The organism is Allopseudospirillum japonicum (assembly GCF_900108915.1).
In the GTDB taxonomy this organism is placed as follows: Bacteria; Pseudomonadota; Gammaproteobacteria; order Pseudomonadales; family Halomonadaceae; genus Pseudospirillum; species Pseudospirillum japonicum.
The window spans coordinates 216,034-228,810 of sequence record NZ_FNYH01000003.1; the positions used below are offsets into that span (position 1 = coordinate 216,034).

Annotated in this window: 11 protein-coding genes; 8 read left to right on the forward strand and 3 right to left on the reverse strand. The window is 46.4% G+C overall.

Annotated features, from left to right (window positions below; translation table 11 throughout):
* Nucleotides 1-52: 52 nt before the first annotated feature.
* Together BMX05_RS04845 and BMX05_RS04850 are read left to right on the forward strand one after the other, a co-directional pair.
* On the forward strand, nt 53-1,366 hold the full coding sequence (locus BMX05_RS04845) for a uroporphyrinogen-III C-methyltransferase (RefSeq protein WP_093308842.1): 1,314 nt from the start codon (nt 53-55) through the stop codon (nt 1,364-1,366).
* Complete coding sequence (locus BMX05_RS04850; RefSeq protein ID WP_093308843.1) at nt 1,363-2,637, forward strand: heme biosynthesis HemY N-terminal domain-containing protein; 1,275 nt, start codon at nt 1,363-1,365, stop codon at nt 2,635-2,637. Before BMX05_RS04845 ends, BMX05_RS04850 begins: the two co-directional genes overlap by 4 nt.
* 289 nt (nt 2,638-2,926) lie before the next feature.
* Here BMX05_RS04850 and BMX05_RS04855 read toward each other — a convergent pair whose 3' ends face one another.
* The 3 genes from BMX05_RS04855 to BMX05_RS04865 form a co-directional block, all read right to left on the reverse strand.
* Nucleotides 2,927-4,408 (reverse strand): dihydrolipoyl dehydrogenase, encoded by a 1,482-nt coding sequence (locus BMX05_RS04855; protein WP_093308844.1) that lies wholly within the window; start codon nt 4,406-4,408, stop codon nt 2,927-2,929.
* 130 nt (nt 4,409-4,538) lie between these two features.
* On the reverse strand, nt 4,539-4,877 hold the full coding sequence (gene glnK, locus BMX05_RS04860; RefSeq protein ID WP_093308845.1) for a P-II family nitrogen regulator: 339 nt from the start codon (nt 4,875-4,877) through the stop codon (nt 4,539-4,541).
* Nucleotides 4,878-5,068: 191 nt separating this feature from the next.
* Nucleotides 5,069-6,337, reverse strand: coding sequence for an ATP-binding protein (locus BMX05_RS04865; protein ID WP_093308846.1), 1,269 nt, complete (start codon nt 6,335-6,337; stop codon nt 5,069-5,071).
* Nucleotides 6,338-6,370: 33 nt separating this feature from the next.
* Between BMX05_RS04865 and rpiA the strand changes: the two genes are divergently transcribed.
* From rpiA to BMX05_RS04895, 6 genes are all read left to right on the forward strand, one after another.
* Complete coding sequence (rpiA, locus tag BMX05_RS04870) at nt 6,371-7,060, forward strand: ribose-5-phosphate isomerase RpiA (RefSeq protein ID WP_093308847.1); 690 nt, start codon at nt 6,371-6,373, stop codon at nt 7,058-7,060.
* A 13-nt stretch (nt 7,061-7,073) separates the two neighbouring features.
* Nucleotides 7,074-7,295: a YheV family putative zinc ribbon protein gene (locus BMX05_RS04875; protein WP_093308848.1), complete on the forward strand. Its 222-nt coding sequence runs from the start codon at nt 7,074-7,076 to the stop codon at nt 7,293-7,295.
* A 174-nt stretch (nt 7,296-7,469) separates the two neighbouring features.
* On the forward strand, nt 7,470-8,651 hold the full coding sequence (locus tag BMX05_RS04880) for an acetyl-CoA C-acetyltransferase (protein ID WP_093308849.1): 1,182 nt from the start codon (nt 7,470-7,472) through the stop codon (nt 8,649-8,651).
* 211 nt (nt 8,652-8,862) lie between these two features.
* On the forward strand, nt 8,863-10,206 hold the full coding sequence (locus BMX05_RS04885; RefSeq protein WP_093308850.1) for an SWIM zinc finger family protein: 1,344 nt from the start codon (nt 8,863-8,865) through the stop codon (nt 10,204-10,206).
* Nucleotides 10,197-11,669 carry a DUF5691 domain-containing protein gene (locus BMX05_RS04890; RefSeq protein ID WP_093308851.1) on the forward strand — a complete coding sequence of 491 codons (1,473 nt, stop codon included), beginning with the start codon at nt 10,197-10,199 and terminating at the stop codon, nt 11,667-11,669. Before BMX05_RS04885 ends, BMX05_RS04890 begins: the two co-directional genes overlap by 10 nt.
* A 26-nt stretch (nt 11,670-11,695) precedes the next feature.
* A complete protein-coding gene (locus BMX05_RS04895) occupies nt 11,696-12,775 on the forward strand; it encodes an ATP-binding protein (protein ID WP_093308852.1) in 1,080 nt (359 codons plus the stop codon).
* The last annotated feature ends 2 nt before the right edge of the window (nt 12,776-12,777 follow it).

Below are 12,777 nucleotides of genomic sequence, written 5' to 3' on the forward strand. Positions count from 1 at the left end.
TTTAGTCATAGATAGCCGATAGAGACAATCGGCCTAACAAGGTAAGCTGCCGATGAGTGAGAATAAAAAGGATGATCAGTCCAAAAAAGGACTATCGAAACCAGCCACAACCGCGGCTGACAAATCAAATCAACAAACAACCGCTTCTGCGGCAAGTAAGCCAGCAGCAGACAAGGTGAATCAGGCTGCTGATCAGCAACCAGCCAAGGATCAAGCTGAAAAGCCTACTGTAGATGCAGTGGTTACCAAAAAGTCAGCACCAGAAAAAACATCTGAGGCAAAGCAGCCATCAGAGAAAACATCCGGTTACCAGGCGAGTGTCCCTCCAACAGTGCATAAAACCAGTCCTTGGGCTGGGATCTTAGCAGGTGTTTCTTTATTAGGTGTGCTAGGCGTTGCAGGCGGAGGTTTCTGGCTTTGGCAGCAGCATACCCTAGCACAGCAAGAAATCAGTACACAAAAAACTCAGCTCAGCCAGCTAAAGCAAGCACTCGAAGGCTATAACAGCCAATTTGCTACCTTGCAGCAGGGTATTCAGCAAGGTGCACAGCACGACCGTCGTCAAGGGGATCAGCTGCAAGCGCTGCAAGCCCAAACGACTAAATTGATTGAGCAAATCACTCGGGATGAAGAGCCGCAACCACGTGATTGGTTAATGGCAGAGGCTGAATACTTGATGCGTCTGGCCAATCAGCGCTTGCAATTAGAGGGGGATGTGAAAGGCGCATTAGCCCTCTTATTGTCTGCAGATGCACGTTTGCAAGAAGCTGATGAAGCTGGTTTGGTGCCCGTGCGAGGCGTATTAAAAGATGATATTTTGACATTAAAATCCATTACGCCAGTCGATCTGAGCGAAATTATCTTGCGTTTGATGGCGGCAACTAAGAAAGTCGATGCTTTACCCTTCCCTTCTTCTCCTGAGTTGGCCGAATCTCCAAAGGATTTAGCTCAGCTTGTGGATAATGGCAATGTGCTGATGCAGCAAATGTGGGAAGAGCTTAAACAGCTGGTCGTTGTGCGCCAACGTGGTGAAGCGGTTGTACCTTTGTTGCCTCCGCAAGAAACCGAGTACTTGCGTCACAATCTCAAGTTACAACTTGAGCAAGCCCAAATGGCGGCCATGCGTGCAGAAGAAACCATTTACCAGCAAAAGCTCGCCCAAGCAGGCGAGTGGATGAATACTTACTTTGCAAAACAAAGTCAGGAAGTACAAGCCCTAGGTGCTGAATTGAAATCCTTAGGTGGTTTAAAGGTGACAGTGGCACGTCCTGATATTACTGGCTCGTTAGCGGCACTAAAAAAATACTTACGCCAGCGTTATGATACGCCTGTACCTGCGATTAAAGCTGGGGGTGATCAAGCATGAAGCGTTGGGGAATCTTACTAATTATCATGCTCGTGGCTGGGGTTTTATTTGGCCAGATGATGCTTAAAGGCCCTGGGTATATCTTGATTGCTTTACCAGGAAATACCACCACAGTGGAAATGTCACTTTGGGTGGGTGCTGTTGGTCTATTTTTACTGTTTATTGTGCTGTATTTTGGCCTGCGTTTATTGGAAGGTGCAGGTAATTCAGTGCGAGATCTGCGCCGTTGGCAAGTTGAACGTCGCCAGCAGCGTGCATTAGAGCATCATGTGCGCGGTATGCTAGAGCTCAACCAAGGACGTTGGAAGAATGCACAAAAGCTTTTAGAACAATCGGCTAAGCACTCGCCAGCTGGCACTCTCGCTTATCTGGGTGCTGCAGAAGCGGCCCAGCGTTTAAATACACCTGAAGCTGCGGATGAGTATTTGCGTTTAGCACAACAAGAAGGCAGCCAGCAAACCCATAAAGATATACGTGGTGTGCGTGTTGCCGTTGAGCTCACTCGGGCACGGCTGCAATTGGAGCGTCAGCAAAACCAGCAAGCCTTGGCAACTTTAACCCAGCTAAGAGAGATCGCACCAGATCAACCAGAAGTTTTAAAGTTACAAAGCCAAGTGCTACAACGTTTGCAACAATGGCAAGCTTTGTTAGGTCTGTTGCCTGATTTACGCGCGCAAAACTTGATTAGTGATCAAGAAGATCAGCGCCTAGAGCGTATGGGCTACCTGGGCTTGTTGAATGCGCAAATTGATGCGAATCAACAACAACAAAAAGTCTCCGCAGAAGTCAAGGAAACTTGGCGACGTTTGCCCAGTTACCTGAAAGCAGATGCGCAAGTCGTGCGTTTATATGTCGCGCACTTGTTGGCATATCAGGCATTTGATGATGCCGAAGCGGCTTTACGCCAAGCTTTAGAAACACGTTGGTGTGCAGATTTATTGGAAGAATATGGCGTTCTACCAGTGAAAGCAAATCCAAAGGTGCGCTTACAACAAATAGCGCATTGGCTGGAAGCCCGTCCACAAGATGCTGATTTATTACTGGCGGCAGGACGGATTGCGTTACAAGCGCATCAATGGCAGCAAGCACAAGAGTATCTAGAGGCTAGCTATCGTCAGCAGCCCGATAGTGTACGTTGTGCAGAGTTAAGCCGTTTATATGCCAGCTTGGGGGATGAACAAAAAAGCTTAGAATTACACCGCCAAGGCTTGTTAGATGTTCAAAGGCGTTTGCCTGAGCTTCCACAACCAAGCAAGGCTGTGGTGAAATAAGCCAACAAAGTGAATAAATAACCTCCTCCAAATAATGAGGGGGTTTTTTATCTGCAAGCGCAGAAAATCTTCTTCTGAGTCTTGGCTTGATCACGAGTACAAACTCACCCGCTAGATCGACCGCTGGTGCCCCAGCAGCATGTGGGGATGTCAGGTTACTTGATACTCGAAGTTGGGGTGGTCTTGGTTTTAGCACACAAGGTTTTGTGCAAGATTGCAACCTGTGGTGACGCAGCAAAAACCAGTGAGGTGATGGCTTGAAATAAGTGTACAAGGAGGGGGCCAGTATCTACAGGTGCATACAAGTGTAATCTGGCACAGGCCCTAGCTTTAATTGCGCATTTAAATCAATTAGGGCGCAGCGTAAAGTTTCCTCCAAGACAGGATGATAAAAAGGCATCGCCAGCATTTGTTGGGCGCTCATACGTTGTTGGCATGCCCAAGCGAGTAAATGGGCAAGATGCTCTGCACGTGGTGTGCATAATTCTGCCCCCAAAAATAAGCCACTGCCTTGCTCAGCATACAAGCGAATCCAGCCGACTTGCAGGTGCATCATGTGTACTCTGGCATCCAGATGAGTGCACTGGGCTTGGCCCAAAGCAAATTTATGTTCATCCCGATAACGTTCTAATAAATCCGCATAGCCTAATCCAATCTTAGCCATACTCGGCTGTGTAAAGCCTATGGCTAAAGGACAACGTCTTTGTCCTGCTTGTACTTTGGGGTAGCGTCCAGCGTTTTCACCTGCGATACAGCCTTCGTCTAAGGCTTCGTGAAGATGTAAGCGATCTTGGTTGGCATCACCAATAATAAAAATATGACTGGCGCTATTGTCTTGGCTAATACATTGCAGGGTGTATTGGTTGAAACGTGGAAAACCTTGGTCATCTAAACGGATATGGGCATTTTCTAGTGCAAGATGCTGTAAATTTGCCTGATAAGCAAAGAGGTTTAGCACATAATCCACTTGGGTGCTTTGTAGCGCATTAGGTGTTTGGTAGTGAATTGTTACCTGATTTTCTTGTGCGTCATAGCCAACGTGATGAATTTTTGTTTGTGTATGTAGCGTCAGCTTGGTTTGTAGATAGGCCTGTGCTTGTGCACGAATCCAGGGATCCGTTAGTAAACCAAATTGCTGCTTTTCCGTGAAAACTTCTACCTTGACTCCAAGCACTTGCAACGCTTGGGCAATTTCTAGGGCTTGTGTATCAGCGCCGATAATTGCTAGGGACTTTGGTAGGTGAGGCAAGTCAAACAGGGTATGGGTATCTAGTATTTTACTGGCTTGTTGTTGAGATAAGTGCGCAAGTGATGCAGGCCATAGCAAATGGGCGCCTGTAGCAATCACGATACGCTGTGCATAAATCGCTTGGCTGTGGCCGTTTGCTTGGGTCAAAATTAAAGTATGAGGATCGGCAAAATGAGCTTGGCCTTGTATTTTGTGCGTGTCGGGAATTTCCGCTAAATTTTGCTGCCAAGAGGTTTTAACCAAGGCATTTTGTTGACGTATATGAGAGAGAACTTCTTGAGTGTGCACTTGGCTATCAAGTTGTAAGCCAAATCGATCATGGTGCGTGATACAGGTGGCGACCTCGCTTGCAGCAACCAGAAGTTTCGTTGGTATATAAGCATGACTGGCATTGGATTTGTGAGAAAAACAAGCATCAATTAAAGCAATTTGATCAGTAAAACGTGCTGCTGCTTGATAAGCACTTAAGCCTGCACTACCTGCTCCGATAATAGCAACATCAACGCATTTGAGCGGCATCATAGAAGAACCTCCTTCAAATCACAGGCAGTCAGGCAAGGGAATCTGGCATAAAGAAGACACCCCGCCCAAGCGGACGAGGTAGAGGAATTAAGAAATCAAAGCTGCTAGAGAAGTGTCGGTTGCTTGTTGCTTAAATGGCATCGCGGTCGGTTTCGCCTGTGCGAATACGGATCACTTTTTCTAGCGGGGAGATAAAGATTTTTCCATCACCGATTTTACCTGTGTTAGCAACATTGGTAATTGCATCAATGACTTGCTCAACCACATCGTCATCAACAGCGATTTCTAGCTTCACTTTAGGTAAGAAATCCACCACATATTCAGCACCACGGTATAACTCAGTGTGGCCTTTTTGGCGTCCAAAGCCTTTCACTTCCGTGACTGTGATTCCTTGCACACCTATTTCGGAGAGTGCCTCGCGTACATCATCCAGTTTGAACGGCTTGATAATCGCAGTTACCAGCTTCATTACAGGGTTCTCCTTATTGGACTAGATTGAGTTAACACTAATCCCAGCTCAAAATTTAACCCTGTACCCTAGTAATCAAGGTACAGGCGTTGTACAAATAGAGGGTTAACCTTAAGTGGGCATCGAAAGAATTGAGGCATCGAGGCCAAGATTACACTTAGAAACACGCCTAGAATGCGGCCGTCTGCACATCAAGTCAAGCATGGCAATGTAAGAGAAAAGCAGTTCCCTTGCGTTTGAATTGGTGAGGTTTCACCCAAGGCAGGAATCGCCTGATCATTGATTTTAATATCACCGCCATGGCTGCGGGCAATACGACGTGCCATATAAAGCCCCAGGCCAGTGCCAGAAATTTTTTGACTTTTACGCCCGCGAACATAACGCATAAACAGGCTTTCTTTTTCTTGTAAAAGCTCACCTTCATCGACCACGTTAAATAGATAGTGATTTTGCTGACGTTGCCCGTGAACCAAAACACGTGCACCTTGGGGCCCATATTTTAATGCATTTTCAATCAGGTTACGCAAAGCAACCTCCAACAACGTCAGTTGGCCTTGTATAAGGGTTTGTTCTGCTGTGAGCATCCAGCATACCTGTTCCGCCTGAGGTACACTAGCTAATTGCTGTTCAATACGTGCTTGTAGTTCTTGAATATTAAAAATTTCTGTACGTGGGTTGGTTAAAGCATTTGCACGATCATCAACATAAAAGCCATCAACCGCACGTTGAATACGTTCTACTGCAGCCTGCATTCGATGTAGACGTTTGTGCTCCTCAGGTATTTTCTTGCTAAGTGCAGGCAAAGCCATCACTAGTACACTTAAAGGTGTACGGATTTCATGTGATAAAATGGCAAAAAATTCTCTTTGTTGTTGGCGTAATTCCTGCTCAAGGGTTAAAGCTGCTTCTGCATCTTTAATCGCAGCATCTAACTCCTGATACAATAAAGCTTGTTCTTTAAAATGAGTTTGGGTTTGCAAATTTAAGCTGTAGTTGAGATTCCCAACATAAAAAGGATAAGCCAGTGCTAAAGGCAAACTTAACCATAAGGTGAAGGTGGAAGTTTGCCAAATAAACTGCCAACCTTGTAACTCTGCTCCCCAAAGGGCCCCTAGTGTCCAAAGAAAGAGAGCATAAATCAGGTGAGTTGTGCCGGATAAGCTCAGCAAGTTAATCACAAACAAGCTAAAGCCAAGCAAAGCGGCAAGCGGGTGAAAGGCCCCTAAACCTGTGAGAAAACCTATCAATAAACCATCAAAATAAAAGCTCATCCAAGGGGAATAGGTTTTACAATAGGTCTCACAAAACCAAGCAAGATGGGGCCATAAGGCATAAGCGCCTAAGAGCCACCAAGCCCAAGGAGTGAGATTTAACTCCCAGTATACACCTGACCAAACAAGTGCACCTAGATAGGTAGCAAGTAGGCGACCTACATAGGCGGAAGGCGTTGCTAACTCCATATATGACCTAACATAAATAAATGAGACTTTACGATGACTCAAGACCAACTCAAACAAGCCGTTGCTCAAGCAGCTTTGGACATGATACAAGCGCGTTTAACCAAAGACACGGTTTTAGGTATAGGGACAGGCTCTACCGCGAATTATTTTATTGATGCACTTGCTCAATATCGTTTTGATTTTGATGGTGCTGTGGCCAGTTCTGCAGCGACTGAAGCACGTTTAAAAGCTGCGGGTATTCCTGTCTATGATCTAAACGGCGTGGGCACCTTGCCTATTTATATTGATGGTGCGGATGAAGCAAATCCACATTTACACTTAATTAAAGGTGGTGGGGCGGCTTTAACCCGTGAAAAGATTGTTGCCGCCGCCAGTGAAGAATTTATTTGTATTGCAGATAGCTCGAAGCAGGTCGACATTTTGGGTCATTTTCCGCTTCCTATCGAAGTGGTCCCTATGGCACGTAGTTATGTTGCGCGTGAGTTGGTCAAGTTAGGGGCGGATCCTGTCTATCGGGAAGGTGTAGTCACAGATAATGGTAATTGTATTTTAGATGCTTATCACTTGGATGTTTTAGATCCGATCGCCTTTGAACAACGTCTCAATCAAATTGTCGGTGTAGTGACCAATGGCTTATTTGCCCAAAGGGGGGCAGATGTTTTGTTGATTGGTCATCCAGATGGGGTAAAAACCTACTATCCCGCAAAAGATTGGGCTAGCTAAGGGAATCAGAAAGATGCAAAAGCGTTTTATTGCTGGGGCAGTTTGTCCTAAGTGTGGAGCTATGGATACCTTGAAAGCTTGGCACCATGAACAGGTACAATATCGGGAGTGTGTTGCCTGTGATTTCAAGGATGAATTACAAGAAAATCCACAAGTCGCAGAGTTGGCAACCCGTGTCAATCAAACCCCTGTACGCCCTGAAGATGAGATTAGCCTTGTGAAGATTTTAGGTTAAACCTTAGTCGTTTAAATGCAAATAAGCCTATCTTCACAGCGTAAAAGCAGGTATAAAAAAATGAGTTGGTTTTGTCGCTAAGTTGTCAAACCAAGCCATTACACTGAAGTAAAGTACAGGCCTAAGATGCTACTAACAGGCGCTTAGGTATTGAGCACACCACAGGAGATCTTTATGCAAGATGTTGTAATTGTTGCCGCAACCCGTACCCCTGTCGGCAGTTTTGGTGGAAGTTTAGCAGGTGTTTCCGCTGCAGATTTGGGCGCTGGTGTGATTAAAGCCTTGATTGAGAAAGCCGGTGTGGCACCTGAGAGCATTGATGAAGTGCTGATGGGGCAAGTGTTAACCGCAGGTTGTGGACAAAATCCAGCACGTCAAGCTGTGATCAAAGCAGGCCTACCTGCGACAACACCCGCGATGACGATTAATAAAGTCTGTGGTTCAGGCTTAAAAGCGCTACATTTGGCAACCCAAGCGATTCGTTGTGGTGATGCGGAGATGATTATTGCCGGTGGACAAGAAAACATGTCCTCCTCCGCACACATTTTACCTAACTCGCGTAATGGTCAGCGCATGGGGGATTGGGCTGCTAAAGATACCATGATTGTTGATGGTCTCTGGTGTGCTTTCAATGATTATCACATGGGTATCACTGCGGAAAATATCGTAGAGAAGTACGATATTAGCCGTGAAGAACAAGATGCTTTTGCCGCTGCTTCACAAAGCAAGGCACTCGCTGCGATTGCTGCAGGTCGTTTTGCAGATGAAATCACGCCAGTGAGCATTCCGCAGCGTAAAGGTGATCCTCTGGTATTTGCACAGGATGAAAACCCACGTGCAGGCGTTGATGAAGCCAAACTTGCGGGTATGCGTCCTGCATTTAAGAAAGACGGCACCGTAACTGCGGGTAATGCTTCTTCTATTAATGACGGTGCGGCGGCGGTTTTACTCTGTTCTGCTGCTAAAGCGCAAGAATTAGGCCTTCCTGTATTGGCGCGTATTAAAGCTTATGCCAATGCTGGGGTTGATCCTGCGATCATGGGAACAGGTCCTGTGCCCGCTTCTAAGCGTTGCTTAGAAAAAGCTGGCTGGAGTGTAGATGATCTTGACTTAGTCGAAGCCAACGAAGCTTTTGCTGCACAAGCGATTAGCGTCAACCGTGATATGGGTTGGGATACTAGCAAAGTGAATGTAAACGGCGGCGCAATTGCTATTGGTCACCCAATTGGTGCGTCTGGTTGCCGTATCCTAGTGACTTTGCTCCATGAAATGCAAAAGCGTGATGCGAAAAAAGGCCTAGCAACCTTGTGTATCGGCGGTGGTCAAGGGGTTGCTTTAGCGATTGAGCGCGACTAATCCGTTAAGATGATACCACTTTGTGTTCAACCCTCCTTCCCATGATGGGATCGAGGGTTTTTTTATGTATCAGGGTATGTGCTTGTTGGTATAGGTATTTATAAAGGGAAAAATACTTGCTTGCTCGTATACAAGCTTGTATTACACTGGCTCAATTCAGCCAAGAGTGCTTGCTAGGTTGGATGCTAATAAATGGAAACGGAGTTTCACCATGAATGCGCAAGTTGATTGGTCCTTAGTGCAGCGCTTAGCGCCAGATGCAGCTTCATTAAATGCCGCTAAAAAATTACTCAAGCCTAAAAGCTGGCCAAAAATGGGCCATGATGCAAAAGCCGATCTTCTATGGGGCCTGTGTCAAGGTTCTGGAGGCAGCCCTTATCAAACCCTAGTCTATGCACGAGGCGAAAGTTACCAGTGTTCTTGCCCTTCGCGTAAAGTACCTTGCAAACATGCATTGGCCCTGTTGGGGCGTTTCATTGAAACACCGGAAGCTTTTACCACTAAAGATCTACCCGACTGGGCGGAAACCTGGCTGCAAAAACGACTTGCAAAGCAGGCCGCTAAAAAAGAGATCACCCCAGAAGACGCCGCAGCTAAAGCTAAGCGCACAGCACAAACACAAGCTAAAAGGCTAGCAAGCGCGCAGGCAGCGTGTGCCGATGTACACCAATGGATTAATGATCAACTTGAAACCGGCATTGCCTATTTTATTAAAAATATCCATGCGCGGTGTCGACGTATGGCCGCGCGTTTGGTTGATGCAAAGGCGACTAATCTAGCAGGGCGCATTGATGAATTACCTGCCTGTATTCTGGAAGCCCCTACCTCAGTACGTGCACAAGTCGCCTTGCAGGAATTGGCCAAAATTGCCCTTTTGTGTCGCTTAGGGCAGGCAGCTTCTCCGTGCGCGCAAGTGAGGCGTGCGCTGATCAGTGGGGAAACCCGTCAAACCCTTCTTGATAGTACACAAACCCTTAAAATCTACGGGCGTTGGCAGGTGATAGGTGAAGAATTTAGCATGCGTACCACTGGTGTCTTAGCGCAAGCGCGTTGGTTATTACGTACGGATGCACCTGCGCCTTTAGCCTTGGTAGTGGATTATCACCCCCAGACTTATAGTGCAGAGGAGATTCCTGCGACTTTTGCGATGGAGTTGCTTGGAGAAGTAGTTTTTTACCCAGATTCTGCACCTTATCGGGCATTTTTGGGAGAGTACCAATTTGGAGCGCCGGCAAGCTTAGCGAGCCTAAGCCAAACACAACTAACCCAAGCACATGCCAATATCCATGAAAGCTTACTACAAAAAAATATACATACCCCATGGGCGCAAACGCATGCACTTATTCTGGGTGCAGGTCATATTGAGCAACAAGCCCAAGCGAGTTATTGCTGGGTGAGTCAAGACCAACAACAAAGCCTTGTACTTAGCAACACGCATTTTCCTGCTTATCTAGTACAAGCGCCTTTAGCTGCGGCTCTGATATTACATCAGGGCCAATATGCAAGATGCGTGAGTTTTTATACCCAAGCTTGGGGAGGTGTGGCATGTCAGTAACTCCCTTAACCTCTGTAGATACAGCTGTAGAAGAAGCACTTGCACAAGAGCTTGCACAAATTACAACGTTGGAAAACCATTGGCTATTGGGCAATGCCAATTTTGAGCTCAGCCAAGTGCCTCAAAGTTGGCAGCCTTTGTTAGCCCAGGTGGCACCTGCACAAAGGCAAGTCTATGCATTAATTCTGAGTCAACAACAAAAACTTTTTTTACAACAAGAAGTATGGCAGCCGTCGGCAGCTACTGGCAAAGCTGCTTTACCTGAGCTGCCCTTGCCTTGCTTACCCGCACGCGCACATGCCTTGTTTCACCAAGTGAAAGGGGCCTTAGCACAAATCCCACACGCGCATATAGGCCACTTGCTGCATCAAATGGCGGCCTTGGGTTACAGTGTGCCGCCACAACTTTGGTTACCTAAAACGCAGGACGGGCGTTATTTACCTGCCCTCTATTTGCCTTGGTGGTTTTGGGTTCGCGGGAAAGATCCATACAGTGCGCTTGATGTAGAGACTTGGTCTTGCTACACCGCGAAAGAAATCTTCTATCTATGGACGCACCTGTATAGACAAGATGCCGCTAAAGCTCGCACTTTATTAATGACATTTGCAAGCAAGTTACCGAAGGAATCAGGTGCAGAACTGCTTAAGATGTTGAGTGTGGATTTAACGGTACAAGATCAAGCTTTGTTAGAAACTTGTTTGCAAAATAAACACTTACAAGTTCGTCAAGTAGCCCAAGCCTTATTATGGCGTTTACAAGACGCACCTGTGGTGGATGAGGAGGCACTCGCCTTATTAAAAAACCAGCTGGAATATCGTCACGGGCGTTTGAGTAAAATATCAACAGAGAAAACAGAGCCACTTGCCACACCAATTGCTGCAGTACCTTACATCCATTTGGCACAGGCTTTTGATTTAAGTCCACATCAGCTGGTGTTGGCATGGCGAGAAGCTAGTTTCTCTGCAGCAGAGAACCAAGCATTCTGGTTGAGTGTTGTATGCCAATTACCGACTTACAGCTTAGAAAAGTGTCTCACAGATTTAGTGGCCCGTATTCCTAAAACGCCCAGTTTATTTAAAACCTTGGTCGCGCTTGGCATACGTTTAACGGCAGAACAAAGTCAGCAATTGGCTAAAGCTATCTTGAGCCATGCAGATAACCGCCTTGCTTGGAGTGAACTGCTTGCACTTGTCGATCAACCGTTGACCGATGTGGATATCACATCCGTGTGGGCTAGCGCGTTTGGGCAAAGCCTCGCTAAGAAAATCACTAAGGTTTGCAAGGCGTCAACGCATATTAATCAGCCGCATCTGATACGAGAAATACTCGCATTAGGCTGGCTGGTAGATGCTCAGGCCGCGAGTACCAGCGTAAAAATTTTGCAAGATTTAGGGGTATCTATACATGATACGGCTTTAGATACCCACCGCCTTACTCTTGAGCTAACTACTTCGCTTGATTGATTACAGACTTGAATAAGGATACAAGTATGACAGAAATGCTTCGCTTACCGGCAGAACAGGCCTATCAAGCTGAATTAGAAGCCCTTAAACAGGAAGATACAGGCGCACGTCCGCCGAATTGGCAATTATCACCACGCGCGGTTGTGACTTATTTAATGGGGGGAAAAACGGCTTCCGGTGTAGAGATTTCTGCTAAGTATTTTGGTGATGCCAGTTTAATAGAAACGGCAGTCGCTACCTTGGCAACGGATCGCGCTTTGCTTTTATTAGGCGTGCCAGGCACAGCAAAATCTTGGGTTTCAGAACATTTAAGCGCCGCAATTTGTGGCGATAGTACGCAAGTGATTCAGTGTACTTCTGGTACAGATGAAAACCAAATTCGTTATGGTTGGAATTATGCGCAGTTATTAGCGAAAGGCCCGAGCTTAGATGCCTTGGTGCCCACGCCTTTATATCGAGCCATGCAAAACGGTACCTTATGTCGTTTGGAAGAGCTCACGCGGATGGGATCAGATGTGCAAGATACCCTGATTACTATCTTGTCAGAGAAGATGCTACCCATTCCTGAGCTGAACCAAGCAATTTATGCACAGCGTGGTTTTAACCTCATTGCCACAGCCAATAACCGTGATAAAGGGGTGAATGAGCTGTCTTCCGCATTAAAACGCCGCTTTAATGTGGTGGTTTTGCCTTTACCAGATGATAGAGCACAAGAAGTGGCTATCGTTTATCAAAGAGTGCAAGAGATGGGTGCCGCCTTAGATTTACCTGTGCCGGCACAAGCAGCAGCAGAAATTGAAAAAGTGGTGACTATCTTCCGTGAACTGCGTGCTGGTGAAACCCAAGATGCTAATATGCGTTTAAAAACGCCAAGTGCCAGTTTATCTACGGCAGAAGCCATTAGCGTCATGGTGGGGAGTTTGAGCCAAGCACACTGGTTTAGTGAAGGGCGTTTAAGCGCACAGGAAATTAGCCATAATCTTATTGGCGCGATTGTGAAAGACCCTGTACAAGATAAGGCCGTCTTGGCGGAATACTTAGAAACCGTGCTGAAAAAGCGTTCTGGCTTTGAAGGCTATTATCGCAGCTTACACGCACGGCTTTAAGG

What these genes read in the sequence shown, in the direction of transcription:
- BMX05_RS04865 (WP_093308846.1), bottom strand. Translation starts at nt 6,337, where the DNA reads ATGGAGTTAGCAACGCCTTCCGCCTATGTAGGTCGCCTACTTGCTACC.
- BMX05_RS04855 (WP_093308844.1), bottom strand. Translation starts at nt 4,408, where the DNA reads ATGATGCCGCTCAAATGCGTTGATGTTGCTATTATCGGAGCAGGTAGT.
- BMX05_RS04895 (WP_093308852.1), top strand. Translation starts at nt 11,696, where the DNA reads ATGACAGAAATGCTTCGCTTACCGGCAGAACAGGCCTATCAAGCTGAA.
- BMX05_RS04880 (WP_093308849.1), top strand. Translation starts at nt 7,470, where the DNA reads ATGCAAGATGTTGTAATTGTTGCCGCAACCCGTACCCCTGTCGGCAGT.
- BMX05_RS04890 (WP_093308851.1), top strand. Translation starts at nt 10,197, where the DNA reads ATGTCAGTAACTCCCTTAACCTCTGTAGATACAGCTGTAGAAGAAGCA.
- BMX05_RS04845 (WP_093308842.1), top strand. Translation starts at nt 53, where the DNA reads ATGAGTGAGAATAAAAAGGATGATCAGTCCAAAAAAGGACTATCGAAA.
- glnK (WP_093308845.1), bottom strand. Translation starts at nt 4,877, where the DNA reads ATGAAGCTGGTAACTGCGATTATCAAGCCGTTCAAACTGGATGATGTA.
- rpiA (WP_093308847.1), top strand. Translation starts at nt 6,371, where the DNA reads ATGACTCAAGACCAACTCAAACAAGCCGTTGCTCAAGCAGCTTTGGAC.
- BMX05_RS04850 (WP_093308843.1), top strand. Translation starts at nt 1,363, where the DNA reads ATGAAGCGTTGGGGAATCTTACTAATTATCATGCTCGTGGCTGGGGTT.
- BMX05_RS04875 (WP_093308848.1), top strand. Translation starts at nt 7,074, where the DNA reads ATGCAAAAGCGTTTTATTGCTGGGGCAGTTTGTCCTAAGTGTGGAGCT.
- BMX05_RS04885 (WP_093308850.1), top strand. Translation starts at nt 8,863, where the DNA reads ATGAATGCGCAAGTTGATTGGTCCTTAGTGCAGCGCTTAGCGCCAGAT.